We start from the raw sequence: 15,101 nt of genomic DNA, 5'->3' as shown, positions 1-15,101 counted from the left end.
GAACACCTGAAGGCGCACAACGCGGAGTACTCCCGCTGGGAGTTCTGACATCCACGCCTACATCTACATCTACTCAAAGAACGGACCGAAACCATGAACAGACGAACCTTCATCGCCGGTACGGGCGCAACGCTCGCGGGTGCCGCGGGCACGGCCACCCAGGCCGTCGCCGCCACCGACGACAAGCAGAATTTCCTCTTCGTGCACGGGGCCTGGCATTCCTCGACGCACTGGAACGAGATCACCGAACGCCTGGTGGCGATGGGGCACCGTGCTTTCGCCATCGACCTTCCCGGTAGCGGACTCAACGCGGCGTACCCGCAGTCCTACCTGCGCAACGACTTCGCCGCGTTCGCGACGGAGCCGTCACCGGTGGCGAACATCGGCCTCACGGACTACACGAACGCCGTCGTCGCCCAGGTCGAGAAGATGGCCGAACACGGCAAGGTCACCCTGGTCGGTCACAGCATGGGCGGCCTCACGATCACCCGAGTGGCCGAGGCTGTCCCCCACCTGCTGCGGCGGCTGGTGTACCTCAGTGCCTACGTGCCGGTGAACTTCGCGTCTGCCAACGACTACGCCCAACTCCCGGAGAACCAGACCGGGATCTCGGGCGCGATCGTGGTGGCCGATCCGGTGGCCACCGGTGCGGTGCGGATCAACCCGCGCAACGGCGATCCGGAGTACCTCGAACGCGGCCGGCTGGCGTTGTACAACGACCTGAGCACCGAGGAGTACCTCAAGTTCGCCGTCGCCTTCAACCCGGATCTCCCCGTGCGGGTTGGGATCGAGGACGCCCGCGGCACCGCGCAACGCTGGGGCAAGGTCCCACGCCTCTTCATCCGCAACACCGAGGACCACACCGTCCCGCTGCCGCTACAAGACCGGATGATCCGCGAGGCCGACGCCGCAACCCCCCGCAACAAGTTCGCCGTCCGCACCCTCCCCTCCAGCCACTCCCCCTTCGCCTCAATGCCCGACCGCCTCACCAAAGCATTGCTCACCTGACCACACAGAGAGGGCGTCACCCGAGGGTGGCGCCCTCCTCGTCTGCCCGCAAGCCGTACCTTCCGAAAAGCTCCAGTGGGACTTCCAGTGGGACTTCCTTTGTGAGCTGCTCCTTGACCAGCCGTGCAGTCTGCGCCGCCTGCGGAAGCGAACCGTGATGAACGCTGGAGAACGGAACGTCCCGCGGCCGCCGACCAGCAACGCACCGTCTCGATTCGACGGCTACTGCTGCGAAAAGCAAGACGGGCAGGAGTTTGTGCCGGCGGGGGCCGGGTACCTGCGGAGTGGCTGGGGGCCTGGTATGTGGTCGTGCGGATCAGGATCAGGGAGGCAGCGATATGGCCGGAACAGGCGGTGCGGGCAGGTTGGTGAAGGCCTGGGGTAGCGGGGTGAAGGACTTACCTCGGAACACGACTTGGCTGCTGTCGAAGGCGTTGACGCCGTTGGAAGCGACGAAGGACGCGGCGGGTAGCGCGACTCAGTCGGCAGGAAGCGGCCTGGTGGACATCGCTCGCCACGCGGGGGCATCCGTCATGGACGTGCTACCCGTGGGCGACTCGATCGAGCTGAGGCTTCAGCGAGCCAGAGCCGCGGCCGACGAGGCCCAGCAGGCGGAGGAAGAGGCAGTACGCGAGGCCGAGGAGGCGAAGGCGCACAGCGACGAGGCACGTCACGTCGCCGAACGGTGCCGAGCGTACGTGCGTGACGTCGAGCGGGAGCAGGCCCAGGAAGTCAACGACAAGGTCGGCGAAGCCCGCCGGGAGGCGGATGCGCGGGTCGAGCGGGCTCGGGCCTCCGCGCAGGCAGACGCCGACCGCATGGTTCAGAAGGCGAAGGCGGAGGCGGACGACCGGGTCGCGAAGGCCCGCGAGGAGGCCGAGGCGGCGCAGTCGAAGGCGAAGCAGGCGATGGCCGACGCGACCGCCAGCCTCGCAGAGGCCAGGCGGCTGGCCGACGAGGCCACCGAGGCGACGAAGGCTGCGGCCGAGGAGGCACACCGGCAGGCCGCGCAGCTTGCCGCGAACGCCGATCGCGAGGCCAAGAGCGCCGATGAACGGGTCCGCGAGGCCGAACAGGTCCGATCTCGCGCCGCCGTACAGCGCAAGCCCAACGGACCGATTCACGCCAAGGCCGACCTCACTGAGATGACCAGAACGGACCTGCTGAACCTGGCGACGACCGAGGAGGTCAAGGGCAGGTCGGCGATGAGCAAGACCGAACTGGTGACCGCCCTCAAACGCTCGACCGGATCGAAGCGGCGCTAGCCAGGAGTGGAGACGATCATGGGACTGTTGCACAGGAAGAGCCGGACGGAGCGAATCGTCGATCAGATCGCGACCGGCACGACGAAGGCCATGCGCCGTGGTGCTGTGCGCAATAGCCTCGCCGCAACTGCCGCGGCCATCGGTGTGAGCGCGGCCAGCGCTGTGGTCAGCTCGCGGCGCCAGAAGGACAAGAAATGAAGCTGCGCAGTCTGGCGCTGTTCGGCGTTGGGTATGTGCTCGGGGCCAAGGCGGGACGTGAACGCTATGTTCAGATTGTCGAGGCGGTCCAGAGGTCGTCGCAGCGGTTCGACGAGGCTCGCCGTCAACGCGGCAAGCCGTCCCGAGCGGGGAGCAACGGGCTCGACAGCTATCTGGATGAGACCAGCCGGAACTAGCACCCTGGCCGGCGGAGCCGTCGTACGCACCTCGCTGGTCGCACGGCTGCTTGGATTGCGGCTTCTGACCGTCGAGGGGACGGTTCTGCTGTCACCGGTCTCGTTCCTCGACCCGCCTGCGCATGGTGCCCGCGCACCGGCCGACGAGGGCGCCAAGACTCCGCCCAAGGGGATCGGGGCAAGGCTCGCTCCGACCGCGCGCTTGATCGACGAAAGCATCGACGATCTGCGGGCGCTGGACCACTGAGCGCGCGGATCGGAGTCAGGTGTGGAGGGGTTTGGTGAACATGAGGTTGGCGGCGTCGTCGTTGCGGATTGTTTCGCCTGGGGGGACTTGTTTGCCGTTGTAGACGAGGCCTCGGCCGTCGGGGAGGTAGCCGCGGCGTACGTACATTCGTTGGGCTGTGCCGTAGTCGGCGTAGAGGCCGACGCCGATGCCGACGGTGTCGGAACGCTCGGCGACCAGGGTCTCGGCGGCGTCCATGAGGGCGCTGCCGATGCCGCGGCGCCGGAACGTCGGCAGGACGTTGAAGTCCGAGATCTCCGGGATCCCGTTGAACGGCTCGTACGTCGACTCCCACCAGACGGTGACGTACCCGGCGAACTCGTCGTCGACGGTCGCCACCAGCACGTTACGCAAGCCGGACCGTTGGTCCGCCAGGTACTTCTCGTACTGCGTCACCGGCTTGTCCCAGCCGATTGCGGTGAACGCCGCCGAGATCACCACCGGGTCGTCGTCGCGCAACGCCCTGATCGCCAACTCGCCCACGAGAGATCCTCCGAGTCCCGGCATCCAGACGTCCGCAGGCTAGCCCGGCGCCGTCGACAAGGTCACGAGGTTTTCTAGCCCATGGTTTTCTGGCCGTCGATGGTTTCCCGGATGATGTCGGCGTGGCCGGCGTGCTGTGCGGTTTCGGCTGTTATGTGGAGGAAGACGCGGCGGACCGTCCAGAAGACGCCTGGCGGCTGCCAAGGGGCGGCCGGGAGCTCGTAGCTGGTGTCGAGGTCGAGCGTGCGGACCAGGTCGTCGGTGGCGGCGGCGACCTTCTCGTACTCCGCGAGTACGCCGGCCAGCGTCTCCCCGTCGGCGAGGCGGAACTGGTTCTCCCACTCGGCGATCATCTCCGGGGTGTACTCGATCTCCTCGGCGACCTCCTTGCCGCCACCGCCGCCCTGCTGCGCGAATTCGGCCCACGACCGCTCGACCGCGGTGACGTGCTTGATCAGGCCGCCGACGGTCAGCGCGCTGACGGTGCTGCGGGTGTTCGCCTGCTCGTCGGTCAGCCCCTGCGCCGTGTGGCGCAGGAAGTAGCGGTGCTTGGCGAGGAAGTCGAGGATGTCGGCACGTTCCCCGGTCACGGTCTGCTCGTTCGTCGTCATACTCCGACCCTAGAAGACATAGCGGTCAGTTTGTGACCTCTACTCAGAAGCGGTAGTGCAGAATGATGGTTCCCTTGCGGGACCACGAGGTGCTGCGGGCCTGGGCCCGGTAGTAGAGGCGCAGCGGGTTCGGGAAGCTGGCGACCTCGGGTTCGCGGCTGATCAGGATCTCCTTGATCAGTTGCAGCTTCGGGTTCCACTTCTCGAAGTCGCGCGGATCGTCGACACCGGGGAACTTGATCAGCTCCGCGACCGACGCGGTGCCGCGCGAGTGCCGCGCCGCGAAGACCGCGAACTTGGTGTAGCTGTTGAACACCATCTCGCCGCTGGGGAAATGGGTGAGCAGCTGGTCGAACAGTCCCGCCAGCTCTTCCTGGCTGAGGAACCCCATCAGGCCGTCGGCCACGATGATCGCCGGCCGGTCGCTGGGTACGCCGTCCAGCCAGCCCTTCTCGGTCACGTCGGCACCGATGACGTGCGAGTGCGGGCGCTCCGGGATCAGCTCCCGGCGCGCGGTGGCGACGACCGGGAAGTCGACGTCGTACCAGTCGACGGTGTCCGGCGGGGCGAGCCGCTGCCGGCGGGTGTCGAGGCCGGCGCCCAGGTCGAGCCCGATGGCATTCGGGTTCCGGGTCAGGTACCTCGACGCCACCTCATCCATCTTCTTCGCCCGGATGGTCGCGTTGAGCATCAGGTTGGTGCCGATGTTGAGCCGCTTGTAGTCGTAGTCGACCGTACGGACGATCTGGTCGGCCATGGCGTCACCGAGGACCGGTCGTGGCGAGCGATAGTCGAGTGCGCGGCAGCACAGCGTCAACCACAGGCTGTCCTCGAGCGGCGTGAAGGCCGGAAGTGTGATCCCCATCGGGATCCTCCCTCCGATTGACGGGTGGACTTCGCGCCTACCCTGCCCGCCACCCCGCCGGCCGGCATCACCCCCACCGCATGATTTCGGGGCTCCTCAGATCGGCGGGCGAGGGTTAAGGTGTCGTGGGGGTGGCGAGGCCACCGAACTTGTTGTGGACAAAGGGTTTCGTGCTGATCGCCGAGACCGAGGGCCTGGGGCCGTGGGGAGCCTGTTCGGTCTGATTGAGTCATGCCTGGATGACCTTCTAAGGGGCACCACAGTGGGAACGATCACGACCAGCGACGGTACCGAAATCTTCTACAAGGACTGGGGCGAGGGGCAGCCGATCGTCTTCAGTCACGGATGGCCGTTGTCGGCCGACGACTGGGACAACCAGATGCTGTTCTTCCTGCAGCACGGTTATCGCGTCATCGCGCACGACCGCCGCGGCCACGGCCGGTCCACGCAGACCGGCGGCGGTCACGACATGGACCACTACGCCGACGACCTCGCCGCGGTCGTCGAACATCTCGACCTGCACGACGCCATCCACGTCGGCCACTCGACCGGTGGCGGTGAGGTCACGCACTACCTGGCTCGGCACGGCGAAGGACGGGCCGCCAAGGCCGCACTGCTCTGCGCGGTGCCGCCGCTGATGGTCAAGACCGACGCCAACCCCGAAGGTCTGCCCAAGGACGTCTTCGACGACCTGCAGGCCCAGCTCGCGGCCAACCGGTCGGAGTTCTACCGGGCGCTGCCCTCCGGCCCGTTCTACGGGTTCAACCGGCCGGGCGTGGAGTCGTCCGAAGCGGTCATCGCCAACTGGTGGCGGCAGGGCATGATGGGCGGGGCGAAGGCCCACTACGACGGCATCGTCGCCTTCTCCCAGACCGACTTCACCGAGGACCTGCGGCAGATCACGATCCCGGTGCTGGTGATGCACAGCGAGGACGACCAGATCGTTCCGTACGTCGCTTCCGGCCCCAAGTCCGCCGCGCTCCTGCAGAACGGCGTCCTCAAGACCTACAAGGACTTCCCGCACGGTATGCCGACCACGCACGCCGATGTGGTCAACGCCGACCTGCTGGAGTTCCTGCAGTCATAGCTCGGCCCCTTCAGTTCGTCATGCATCAGCGCCCTCCCATGGCGACAGTCGTTTGACGAAAGGATTTTTCGATGCACCGCTCGCATCTCAAACGCTTGCTGACCGTGCTGGTCGCAGTACTGGCCGTGGTGCTGGCCGCGGCCTCTCCTGCGGCGGCGTCACACCCGGACAAACCCAAACCGACGATCGTGCTGGTTCACGGCGCCTGGGCGGACGGATCCAGCTGGGCCAAGGTCACCAGTCGCCTACTGGACGACGGCTACACCGTCCGCGTGCCACCGAACCCGCTGCGCCTGCTCAGCACCGACGCCGCAACCATCAGGGACTTCCTGTCCACCTTGTCCGGCCCGATCGTCCTGGTCGGCCACTCGTACGGCGGTGCCGTCATCACCAACGCGGCGACCGGCAACCCGAACGTCAAGGCGCTGGTGTACGTCGACGCCTTCGCCCCCGCGGCGGGAGAACCGATCTTCCCGCTGGCCGGCGCGGACTCCGCCCTGGCCGTCCCGCCCGAGAACGTCTTCGACTTCGTCCCCTACCCCGGCGCGCCCGCCGGTGACGTGGACCTCTACCTCAAGCGCGACACCTTCCTGACGTCGTTCGCGTCCGGTGTCCCCCGCCGCGAGGCCGAGAACCTCTACCCGTCCCAGCGCCCCCTGACGCTCAGCGCAGGTTTCGAGCCGTCCGGTACGCCGGCGTACGACACGATCCCGTCCTGGTACGTCCTCGGCACCCGTGACCTGATCATCACCCCGGAGGCCCAGCTCTTCATGGCGACCCGGGCCAACTCCAAGATCACCCGAATCAAGGCCGGCCACCTCGGCCTGATCTCCAACCCGGCCCCCATCACCAAGGTCATCGAACAAGCCGCCCGAGCCACCCGGTGACTCCAGGAGGGCGCCGCTCGGCAGCGGCGCCCTCTCGTCGCCGAGTGGGCCGCGAGGTAGCGTCGTGGGGTGCGTGCGATCGAGTACTCGATGACCGGTGATCCCAGTGTTCTGAAGCTCGTCGACAGGGCGATGCCTGAGCCCGGGCCGGGCGAGGTGCGGGTGCGCATCCACCGGTCCGGGGTCAACCCGACCGACTGGAAGTCGCGCCAGGGCAGTGAAGCCGGTACGCCGGTCGACCCGCCGCAGGTGCCGAATCAGGACGGCTCCGGTGCCGTGGACGCCGTCGGTGAAGGTGTCGACGTGGGGCTCGAGGGTCGCCGCGTCTGGATCTGGGAGGCGGCCCATCTGCGTCCCTCCGGAGGTACGGCGCAGGAGTACGCCGTGGTCCCGGTGCGGCATGTGGTGCAGCTGCCGGACGAAGCGTCGTACGACCTCGGTGCCAGTCTCGGTGTGCCGTTCTTGACGGCCCACCGCTGTCTGACGGTGACCGAGGACGGGCCTGAACGTCTCGGGCCAGGGAGGCTGTCCGGTCGTACCGTCCTGGTGGCCGGCGGCGCGGGCGCGGTCGGCAACGCCGCGATCCAGCTGGCGCGGTGGTCGGACGCCACCGTGATCACGACGGTGAGCAGCCCGGAGAAGGGCAACCTGGCCGCGCTGGCGGGCGCCGACCACGTCATCAACTACAAACAGCAGAACGTCGTCGAGGAAGTACGCGCGATCGCGCCGCACGGCGTGAACACGATCGTCGAGGTGTCTCCCGCGGCGAACGCGGCCATCGACGCCGAGGTGGTCGCGTTGCATGGATCCGTCGCGGTCTACGCCACCGACGGAGGCAACACCATGGAGTTGCCGGTTCGGCCGTCGATGGTGCCGAACGTGCGGTGGCAATTCGTTCTGCTCTACAACGCCCCGGACTCCTGGCGCCCACGTGCCCTGGGTGATCTCACCGCCGCGGTCCAGGCCGGCGCCGTACGCGTCGGGCCTGAGGCTGGGCTCCCGCTGCACCACTACACCCTCGAGCAGGCCGCCGATGCCCACGCAGCCGTGCAGCAAAGCATCGTCGGCAAGGTCCTCATCGACCTCAGCGACTGACCGGGGGACGTGCCCCCGGTCAGCTCTCGCCAGAGTTAGTTGGGGATGCTGCTGAGGTTGAAGGCGAAGCGGGCGGTGGAGTCGGCGATGGCGTCGGAGTTGACGTCCAGCGCGGTGGAGTTGACGTTGGCGATGGTGTCGCACGCCTGGTGGTAGCAGACGTCGTACGCGACACCCGCCGTACCGCCGAAGAGCGCGGCTTCCGCGGCAGTCTTGATGCCCTCGGCGCCGGTGAAGATGCCGCCGGCGGGGATGCCGGCCGCGATGAACGGGCCGTAGTCGGAGCGGCCGTCGAAGTCGGTGCCGACGTGACCGAGGCCGCGGCTGTCGAAGAACGACGTCAGCTGGTTCTCGATCTGGGCTGAGCCGGGCGGTCCGGCCGGTGCACCGGTCGCGTCGGAGTCGTCCCCGTCGTACACCTTGTAGGCGTAGTTCGGTGACGCGACCATGTCGAAGTTGAGGTAGAGCCGGATCCGGTCGCGCTCCGCGGCGGACAGGCCCTCGACGTACTGGTCGGAGCCCAGCAGCCCGATCTCCTCGGCCGCCCAGAACCCGAACCGGACCTTGTTCTTCACCGGGAAGTTCCCGATCTGCAGCGCGGTCTCGAGGATCGCGGCGGTACCCGAGCCGTTGTCGTTGATCCCCGGTCCCGCCGGGACGCTGTCGAGGTGTGCTCCGACCATGACGACGTTGTCCGGGTCGCCCTTCTTGGTCTCGGCGATCACGTTGGTGTCGGTGCCGAGGGTCAAGGTGGAATCGACCTTCAGCCGGACCGTGGTCCCGGGGCTGGCGGCGAGCTCGTTACCGATGGCGAAACTGGCGAACACCATCGGGATCCCGGCTCGCCATTCGCCGATGTCAAGCGGGAACGCGTCGGTCCGGCCCGGCTGGCCTTCGGTGAAGATGATGATGCCGGACGCGCCCGCGAAGCCCGCGTTGCGTACCTTGGTCGCGAACGGGCACGTCCCGCGCTGGATGAGCGCGATCCGGCCGCTCACGAAACCGGCGAAGTCGGACGTCTCGCACCCGCTGGTCGATGACGGAGCCGGTGTCGGCGGCAGCGTCAGGTCGACAGCTTGGACCTGCGCCGTCACGTCACCGGGCGGCGACGGCTGGAACGTGAAGAACTCCTGGTTCGGCACGTACGTCTTGTTGACCGGGGCCGTCTGCTGCAGCACCGGTGGACTGTTCTCCACCCAGGCCTCGACGAAGTTGATCGGGTCGAGCGTGACCTTGTACCCGGCGGCCTTCAGCCGCTGCGCGACGTAGGCAGCCGACAGGTCGTAGCCCTTCGTCCCGGCGGCGCGGGTGTTGCCGTTGGCACTGGCGATCGCCTGTAAGGCGACCAGGTGTTCCTTGACGTTCTTGCCGTCCACCTTCTTGACCAGCAGTTCGGCGTACTGCTCGTCCTTCGGAACGGCACTGGCCGGTGCCTGCTGTACGGCCACCAAGGCCACGGCCAGAGTGAGAGTGACGGCGCCGGCGGCGCCACGACGACGGAAAACACGCATGGTTCCCCCACAAAGCGAATTGACCAGTCCCCCAGGTCGCACGCTGCTGGCAATCTAACCGGGCGAATGACACCCGGCCAGACCTCAGCCTTTCCGAAAGAGAAATGTTTGCATTGGTTTCTAATCGAATTCAGGCGACGCGTAGCCGCTGGTTCAGCGCGGCGGCGCAGCGGCAGGCGGGATCGTCGGTGCAGAGCAGGGCCGCCGGGTCGTCCAGGATCAGGCGCGTGGTGACCGCGAGTACGGCGTCCTTCGGGATGCGACGTATTCGCGCGCGTCCGATCCGGACCTCCTTCGTCGCGGAGCGCAGTTCGGGCTCGATGGCGTCGAAGCGGTGACTGTCACCGGGGATGTTGGGGAGCTCCGTGCACACGCCCTCGGCGGTCTTCGCGTAGCGGTAGAAGCGCGAGCGGCCGAGGAATTGCTCGGCGAGGTGCATCGTCGTGTTGGTCGTGTGGTCGACGCCGATCAGCAGTACGTCGCCGTCGAGCGCCTCGATCGGGCCGAGCGGCCAGTCCAGGCGTTGCGCGGCGAGCAACCGCTCGGCGTCCGGCCCGGCCGCGAGATAGGAGAAGAGCGGGTGCGAGGTGCGCAACGGCGAGTGCGCTAGCCGGAACGTGTCGGGGATCCGCCCCAACCAGCGATCGACCGGCAGATCCATCCGGAAGCTGGTTGCCTTGGACAACTTCTCGTCGAACTCCGGCCAGCTCTCGGCCATCGGGTAGGCATTGTCCGGTCGTACAAGACCGGGAGGTGCCGGGACGCCGGTGAGATCCCAGGTCCCGCCTGGCAGCAGCAGCGTCCCGCACACCGACGTCAGCGCGTGACACACCGCCTCGGCGCCGCCATCGACGTACCCGAACGAACTGAGCGACGAATGCACAATCACACTCGACGACCGATCCAGACCAAGCCTGTACAACCCGTCCACAATGTCGTGTCCCGTGACCGCGCGCATCCCGAAAATATCTCACCCCAACCAGTGAATTCGCCTACCATTTTCCACCCGATACCCGCATCGCATTGTGACGGAACTGCTCGACGTACTCGGACTCTTGCGGGCGGGGTGATGAGGAGCGACCGTCGGGGTGGGGGTGGGTTTGATGATCTTGGTGGTGGGTGGGACGGGTGAGTTGGGTGGGCGGGTTGTTCGGGGACTGCTGGGGCGTGGGGTTAGCGTGCGGTGTTTGGTGCGGGCGGGGAGTGGGATCGAGGGTGTTGAGGTGGTTCGCGGGGATCTGACGGATGCCGCGAGTCTGCGGGTGGCGTGTCGTGGGGTCGAGACTGTTGTGGCGACGGCTACGGCGATTGGGCGGCGGCTGGCTGGTCGGGGTGGGGCGTCGATCCGGGAGGTTGACGAGATCGGGATGGGGGCGCTGGTCGACGCGGCTGAGGAGGCCGGCGTACGGCGGTTTGTGTACCTCTCGTACGCCGGAGTCGACGCCGGCCTCGGGACACCGCTCGAGCGGGCCAAGCTCGCGGTTGAACAGCGGCTCGCGCGGTCGGCACCGCGCGTTGTCGTTGTGCGACCGGACGCGTTCCAGGAAATTCACCTCGGGCCGCTGGGACGCTTCGACATTGCCCAGGGCAAGGTCGGCGTGATCGGAAAGGGCGACGCCAAGCAGCGCTGGGTGAGCACCGACGACGTCGCGGCCCTGGTCGTGGCGGTGGCGGTCGAACCCGATCCGCCCGCGCTGATCGAGTTCGGCGGCCCCGAGGCCCTCAGCCGGAACGAGGCGATCGCGCTCGCCACCGAACTCACCCAGCGGCGGATGAAGGTGCAACGCATGCCCGAACCCATCGCCCGCTTGGCGATCCGCCTGCTCAACCAAACCAACGACGGCCTCGCCTCGGCCTTCGGCGGCGGCCTGCTTCAATCACTCCACGACGCCCGCTGGACCGACGAGCCCTTACGCAGCAGGGGAATCACCCCGCGGTCGACCACCGACTTCCTCCGCGACCAGGCGACCCGCCCGCCGTCATGAATCCACCAGGCGTAGGCCAGGGAGCAAAATCGGTTGCAGGGTAGGAGAAGGTGGGGGGATGGGGTACTCCGACGCCGATGCGGCCGAGCTTTACGACCTGCTCAACCGGTGGGGCGAGAGCGACGACTTCTACCTGTCCTTCGTGATGGGCGCGGGCAGTGTGCTCGACGTGGGCTGCGGGACGGGTTCGCTCCTTGCGAAAGCTCGGAAGGATGGACACACCGGGCGGCTTGCGGGGATCGATCCGGATGTGGCGATGCTGGAGCGGGCGCGGCAACGGGTGCCGGACGCCGAGTGGGTCGAGGGGAAGGCCGCCGATATCGCGTGGGTTAGTGAGTTCGACGTCGCGGTGATGGCGAGCAACGCGTTCCAGTTCCTCGTGGCGGACCTGGAGGAATCACTCGTCAAGATCCGTACGGCGCTCGTCGACGGCGGACGGTTCGTGTTCGGCACCCGCAACCCGGAAGTCCGCGAGTGGGAGAGCTGGAACCCGTCCAACCCGTACGACGTCGTCGACCACGCCGGCCGCGAACTCCGGATGATCTATCACGTCGAGCAGGTCGAGGGCGACGCCGTCACCTTCACCGAGACCACCGCCCTCCGGGACAACACCCCGCTCCGCACCGACCGCGCCACCCTCAACTTCCTCGGGGTCGACACCCTGAACGCCGTACTCATCAAGACCGGCTTCGATGTCGAGGCGCAGTACGGCGACTGGTCCCGAGGCCCCCTCACTCCCACCAGCGAGAACATCGTCACCGTGGCCTACCGGGCCTGAAACACTCCCGATTCGCGATAGGCGGCGTACAACTCCAGCACCACCTTCGTCGGCGGATGGAGCTCAGCCGGCGGCCGCTCGAAGAACCCCAGATCCACGACCTCTCCAGGATCCGCCACCAGGGAGCCGGTCCAAACGCGGGCCTCGAAGCACAACGCGAAGCACTGCAGCACGTCGCCGTTGGGATAGGTGAGCGTATGCAGATCCGCCTCCGACAGGCTGGCGAACGGAACCAGATCCTGGGCCTCCACCCGAAGCCCGGTCTCCTCGAAGAGTTCCCGTGCCGCCGCCGTACGGAAGCTGTCGCCGGGTTCGGCGGCACCGGCAGGCAGCTCCCATAGTCCGGAGTCCCGGCTTCGCTGGAAGAGGATCCGATCGGCCGAGTCCACCACCAGCACCTGGGCGCCCGGCATCAGCAGCAGCCGCGGGCCCACCCGCTGGCGGAGCTCCCACAGGTATGAGCCTTCAAATGTCATCGATGAGAGGGTAGGCGGGTGGAGTGGGTGAAGCGGCGGGCCGGGTTGTTGCTGGGGTCAGGCCTGGTTCTGGGATTGGGATGGACGGCAGCGGTGACCCTGTCCATGCCGGACTGGTACGACCCGAGTGAGGCCTGCACGCGGAAGGTCGGCGGATACGACAACACCAGCGGCGCCGAGGTCCACACCGGATGGTTCCCGCCATCGGCAACCTGCGACTTCGGGAACGGTCCCGTCCAATACATGTCCACGACCCGATCCGTGGTGCTGTCGATCGTCGGCGTACTGATTCTGATCGTGCTCGTGACCGGGCTAGTGCAAACAGTCAAGAGGTTCTCCGGCGAACCCGGCGTCACCACAACAGCTGACGGTGTGAATCTGCGCCGCCGAATGATCAACCAGCTGACCTTCGGCGCCCTAGATGTGGGCGTAGTCGTCGCCGTACTCACGTTCTTCAACGCCGCCGCGATCATCTTCGGCGGACTCCCCGGCGGGATCCTCTTCGCGATCGCGTCGATCGCCGGCCTGAGCGCGCTCGGCGTCGTCCTGGACAGGCACCTGGGTCCACTCCCCAGTACGACGCTCGACAGCAGGCGACGTGGTGCCGTCGCCGGAGCCACCGTGTTCGGCGTGATCTTCGCGGCGACCGCGCTCACCGGCCAGCTGCCGTTCTTCCGGCTGTGGTGCGTCCCGGTGGGCGCGATCGCCTATGCGGCGGTCGTCGCCGTGCAGTGGTCGCGTCAGCCGGCTAGCAAGGCCAGCCCGGCTCAATATTCTGATTGAGGTGGAAGACGTTCTCGGGGTCGTACTCGCACTTGACCCGCGACAACCGCTGGTAGTTCTGCTCACCGAACCCGGCGATCACCCGGTTCTGCCCCTCGTTGCCGATGAAGTTCAGGTACACGAACCCGGTCGCCCACTCCTCGAGGTCCATGCACACATCCCGCGACCACTGCCGCCCACGCGCGTCATCCGCCGGATCGGACCACAGCCCGAACGGATGGATCACCCATGCCGCCTGCCGGTGCGGGAGCGGCCACGTGTCAGCTCCACGCAGGACCGCACCACCCCACGGCACCGCGATCTGCTGTGACGGTGACGGCGTGATCATGTCCTTCGACCGGTCACTGAACGCCTGGATCGCCGGATCGGGGAACGACGACAGGTGCTCCGCCGACCAGTAGTTGCGGAACCCCGGCGGATCATCGAGCGCCGACTGGATGTCGGCGTACGGCATCTCGGCGACCATCTCGGCCTCCGGGGCCAGCGCGAACAGCGGCGCGAACACCTCGCGCAGGTCCGCCTCGCTCCCGGCAAAGATCGCGGCCGCACCGATGATCAGCTGCCCCTGCAGGTGCGCGGGCACGAACTCCTCCGGCGGCCCGGTCAGGTAGATCACGCCGCCCCCGAGATCCTCGGGCGCGCCGGCCTCGATCAGATCCCGGTACGCGCGGAGTACGTCGGGACCCATCGCTGCCGGCCACATCAGCAACGCCAACGTTGTCGTCGGCAACTGCTCGAGGTGGAAGGTCATTGAGGTCGCGACACCGAAGTTCCCGCCACCACCGTGCAAGGCCCAGAACAACTCGGTGTTCTTCGTCTCGTCCGCGATCAGCAACCGCCCGTCCGCGGTGACGAGCTCGACCGAGATCAGCGCGTCACAGGCGAGCCCGAACTTCCGCTCCAGCCAGCCCGATCCGCCACCGAGTGTCAGACCGGCGACCCCCGTTGTGGATGCCCGTCCGCCGGTCGTCGCCATCAGGTACTTCTGACAGGCCCGGTCGAAATCACCCCAGGTCGCACCGCCGCCGACCCGGGCGATCTTGGCGAACGGGTCGACCTGGACGCTGTTCATCCGGCGCAGGTCCACGACCAGACCGCCGTCGGTCACCGCCGTCCCGGCCACCCCGTGACCGCCGCCCCGGACCGCGATCTCGAGTCCCTGGGCCACGCCGTGCCGCACAGCCGCCTGGACGTCTGCCGCGGACTCGCACTGCGCGATCATCGCCGGCCGTTTGTCGATCATCCCGTTGAAGACTGTTCGGGCGTCGTCGTACCCCTCGTCCCCTTGCCGCAGCAGCACGCCCCCGAAACCCTGTGGTCTCGACCACTCGATTGTCTCGGCCATGGTGGATCTCCCCCTTGCTCACTCCCCCAGGTGATCCACCGATGGTCTACTGCCGCCCCCACCCGGTCAACGCCTCGCCCCTTACCCCCCGATGACGCAATCCCCTGCTCTACCAACGGTTCCCACCCGGTCACCCCCGGCATCCTTGAGCACGGTTCAACCATGAACCCTGACGGGATCTGGTTGACCCGTGCCCAAGGTGGATCGGGTCGCGGGGTGGGATCGCGGATCGTTGCTCGGT

The 15,101-nt window shown here is 67.4% G+C and carries 18 protein-coding genes; 11 read left to right on the top strand and 7 right to left on the bottom strand.

What is annotated here, in order from left to right:
• Positions 1 to 93 precede the first annotated feature (93 nt).
• The 5 genes from AB0E63_RS06835 (at position 94) to AB0E63_RS06815 (ending at position 2,915) form a co-directional block, all read left to right on the top strand.
• Complete coding sequence (locus AB0E63_RS06835) at positions 94 to 1,008, top strand: alpha/beta fold hydrolase (RefSeq protein WP_360362540.1); 915 nt, start codon at positions 94 to 96, stop codon at positions 1,006 to 1,008.
• A gap of 338 nt (positions 1,009 to 1,346) precedes the next feature.
• A complete protein-coding gene (locus AB0E63_RS06830; protein WP_360362538.1) occupies positions 1,347 to 2,273 on the top strand; it encodes a hypothetical protein in 927 nt (308 codons plus the stop codon).
• 18 nt (positions 2,274 to 2,291) lie between these two features.
• Entirely contained in the window at positions 2,292 to 2,471 is a 180-nt protein-coding gene (locus AB0E63_RS06825; RefSeq protein ID WP_360362535.1) for a hypothetical protein, read from the top strand.
• A complete protein-coding gene (locus AB0E63_RS06820) occupies positions 2,468 to 2,668 on the top strand; it encodes a hypothetical protein (RefSeq protein ID WP_360362532.1) in 201 nt (66 codons plus the stop codon). Before AB0E63_RS06825 ends, AB0E63_RS06820 begins: the two co-directional genes overlap by 4 nt.
• Positions 2,649 to 2,915, top strand: a complete 267-nt coding sequence (locus AB0E63_RS06815) for a hypothetical protein (protein ID WP_360362529.1) — start codon at positions 2,649 to 2,651, stop codon at positions 2,913 to 2,915. The genes AB0E63_RS06820 and AB0E63_RS06815 overlap by 20 nt, the downstream gene beginning before the upstream one ends.
• A 15-nt stretch (positions 2,916 to 2,930) precedes the next feature.
• Here the strand turns inward: AB0E63_RS06815 and AB0E63_RS06810 are convergent, their stop codons facing one another.
• From AB0E63_RS06810 to AB0E63_RS06800, 3 genes are all read right to left on the bottom strand, one after another.
• Positions 2,931 to 3,437: a GNAT family N-acetyltransferase gene (locus tag AB0E63_RS06810; RefSeq protein WP_360362526.1), complete on the bottom strand. Its 507-nt coding sequence runs from the start codon at positions 3,435 to 3,437 to the stop codon at positions 2,931 to 2,933.
• Positions 3,438 to 3,511: 74 nt separating this feature from the next.
• Entirely contained in the window at positions 3,512 to 4,048 is a 537-nt protein-coding gene (locus AB0E63_RS06805; RefSeq protein ID WP_360362523.1) for a DinB family protein, read from the bottom strand.
• Positions 4,049 to 4,091: 43 nt separating this feature from the next.
• Positions 4,092 to 4,913, bottom strand: coding sequence for a class I SAM-dependent methyltransferase (locus AB0E63_RS06800; RefSeq protein WP_360362520.1), 822 nt, complete (start codon positions 4,911 to 4,913; stop codon positions 4,092 to 4,094).
• A 262-nt stretch (positions 4,914 to 5,175) separates the two neighbouring features.
• Between AB0E63_RS06800 and AB0E63_RS06795 the strand changes: the two genes are divergently transcribed.
• From AB0E63_RS06795 to AB0E63_RS06785, 3 genes are all read left to right on the top strand, one after another.
• Complete coding sequence (locus tag AB0E63_RS06795; protein WP_360362517.1) at positions 5,176 to 6,000, top strand: alpha/beta hydrolase; 825 nt, start codon at positions 5,176 to 5,178, stop codon at positions 5,998 to 6,000.
• A 71-nt stretch (positions 6,001 to 6,071) separates the two neighbouring features.
• Positions 6,072 to 6,887, top strand: a complete 816-nt coding sequence (locus AB0E63_RS06790) for an alpha/beta hydrolase (protein ID WP_360362514.1) — start codon at positions 6,072 to 6,074, stop codon at positions 6,885 to 6,887.
• Between the two features lie 69 nt (positions 6,888 to 6,956).
• The gene (locus AB0E63_RS06785) at positions 6,957 to 7,982 is read left to right on the top strand and encodes an NADPH:quinone reductase (protein ID WP_360362511.1); all 1,026 of its coding nucleotides are present in this window, start codon (positions 6,957 to 6,959) and stop codon (positions 7,980 to 7,982) included.
• Positions 7,983 to 8,017: 35 nt separating this feature from the next.
• Here the strand turns inward: AB0E63_RS06785 and AB0E63_RS06780 are convergent, their stop codons facing one another.
• Both AB0E63_RS06780 and AB0E63_RS06775 read right to left on the bottom strand, forming a co-directional pair.
• Positions 8,018 to 9,493 (bottom strand): M28 family peptidase, encoded by a 1,476-nt coding sequence (locus tag AB0E63_RS06780; RefSeq protein ID WP_360362508.1) that lies wholly within the window; start codon positions 9,491 to 9,493, stop codon positions 8,018 to 8,020.
• 130 nt (positions 9,494 to 9,623) lie between these two features.
• On the bottom strand, positions 9,624 to 10,376 hold the full coding sequence (locus AB0E63_RS06775; RefSeq protein ID WP_360362505.1) for an AAC(3) family N-acetyltransferase: 753 nt from the start codon (positions 10,374 to 10,376) through the stop codon (positions 9,624 to 9,626).
• Positions 10,377 to 10,596: 220 nt separating this feature from the next.
• Between AB0E63_RS06775 and AB0E63_RS06770 the strand changes: the two genes are divergently transcribed.
• Both AB0E63_RS06770 and AB0E63_RS06765 read left to right on the top strand, forming a co-directional pair.
• The gene (locus AB0E63_RS06770) at positions 10,597 to 11,478 is read left to right on the top strand and encodes an NAD(P)H-binding protein (protein WP_360362502.1); all 882 of its coding nucleotides are present in this window, start codon (positions 10,597 to 10,599) and stop codon (positions 11,476 to 11,478) included.
• Between the two features lie 58 nt (positions 11,479 to 11,536).
• Positions 11,537 to 12,256, top strand: a complete 720-nt coding sequence (locus tag AB0E63_RS06765) for a class I SAM-dependent methyltransferase (protein WP_360362499.1) — start codon at positions 11,537 to 11,539, stop codon at positions 12,254 to 12,256.
• On the opposite strand, the gene AB0E63_RS06760 is transcribed toward AB0E63_RS06765, so the two are convergent.
• Positions 12,244 to 12,732 (bottom strand): NUDIX domain-containing protein, encoded by a 489-nt coding sequence (locus tag AB0E63_RS06760; RefSeq protein ID WP_360362496.1) that lies wholly within the window; start codon positions 12,730 to 12,732, stop codon positions 12,244 to 12,246. The two genes, AB0E63_RS06765 and AB0E63_RS06760, sit on opposite strands and share 13 nt — an antisense overlap.
• Before the next feature lie 18 nt (positions 12,733 to 12,750).
• On the opposite strand from AB0E63_RS06760, the gene AB0E63_RS06755 reads away from it, so the two are divergent.
• Positions 12,751 to 13,515 carry a hypothetical protein gene (locus AB0E63_RS06755; RefSeq protein WP_360362493.1) on the top strand — a complete coding sequence of 255 codons (765 nt, stop codon included), beginning with the start codon at positions 12,751 to 12,753 and terminating at the stop codon, positions 13,513 to 13,515.
• Here AB0E63_RS06755 and AB0E63_RS06750 read toward each other — a convergent pair.
• Positions 13,481 to 14,860: an FAD-binding oxidoreductase gene (locus AB0E63_RS06750; protein WP_360362490.1), complete on the bottom strand. Its 1,380-nt coding sequence runs from the start codon at positions 14,858 to 14,860 to the stop codon at positions 13,481 to 13,483. The two genes, AB0E63_RS06755 and AB0E63_RS06750, sit on opposite strands and share 35 nt — an antisense overlap.
• Between the last annotated feature and the right edge of the window lie 241 nt (positions 14,861 to 15,101).

The sequence above is a fragment of the Kribbella sp. NPDC026596 genome, assembly GCF_040638415.1.
GTDB lineage: Bacteria > Actinomycetota > Actinomycetes > Propionibacteriales > Kribbellaceae > Kribbella.
This window is presented reverse-complemented; position numbering and strand designations above follow the sequence as displayed.

What these genes read in the sequence shown, in the direction of transcription:
- AB0E63_RS06825 (WP_360362535.1), top strand. Translation starts at nt 2,292, where the DNA reads ATGGGACTGTTGCACAGGAAGAGCCGGACGGAGCGAATCGTCGATCAG.
- AB0E63_RS06770 (WP_360362502.1), top strand. Translation starts at nt 10,597, where the DNA reads ATGATCTTGGTGGTGGGTGGGACGGGTGAGTTGGGTGGGCGGGTTGTT.
- AB0E63_RS06815 (WP_360362529.1), top strand. Translation starts at nt 2,649, where the DNA reads ATGAGACCAGCCGGAACTAGCACCCTGGCCGGCGGAGCCGTCGTACGC.
- AB0E63_RS06765 (WP_360362499.1), top strand. Translation starts at nt 11,537, where the DNA reads ATGGGGTACTCCGACGCCGATGCGGCCGAGCTTTACGACCTGCTCAAC.
- AB0E63_RS06800 (WP_360362520.1), bottom strand. Translation starts at nt 4,913, where the DNA reads ATGGGGATCACACTTCCGGCCTTCACGCCGCTCGAGGACAGCCTGTGG.
- AB0E63_RS06760 (WP_360362496.1), bottom strand. Translation starts at nt 12,732, where the DNA reads ATGACATTTGAAGGCTCATACCTGTGGGAGCTCCGCCAGCGGGTGGGC.
- AB0E63_RS06805 (WP_360362523.1), bottom strand. Translation starts at nt 4,048, where the DNA reads ATGACGACGAACGAGCAGACCGTGACCGGGGAACGTGCCGACATCCTC.
- AB0E63_RS06780 (WP_360362508.1), bottom strand. Translation starts at nt 9,493, where the DNA reads ATGCGTGTTTTCCGTCGTCGTGGCGCCGCCGGCGCCGTCACTCTCACT.
- AB0E63_RS06820 (WP_360362532.1), top strand. Translation starts at nt 2,468, where the DNA reads ATGAAGCTGCGCAGTCTGGCGCTGTTCGGCGTTGGGTATGTGCTCGGG.
- AB0E63_RS06835 (WP_360362540.1), top strand. Translation starts at nt 94, where the DNA reads ATGAACAGACGAACCTTCATCGCCGGTACGGGCGCAACGCTCGCGGGT.
- AB0E63_RS06830 (WP_360362538.1), top strand. Translation starts at nt 1,347, where the DNA reads ATGGCCGGAACAGGCGGTGCGGGCAGGTTGGTGAAGGCCTGGGGTAGC.
- AB0E63_RS06750 (WP_360362490.1), bottom strand. Translation starts at nt 14,860, where the DNA reads ATGGCCGAGACAATCGAGTGGTCGAGACCACAGGGTTTCGGGGGCGTG.
- AB0E63_RS06790 (WP_360362514.1), top strand. Translation starts at nt 6,072, where the DNA reads ATGCACCGCTCGCATCTCAAACGCTTGCTGACCGTGCTGGTCGCAGTA.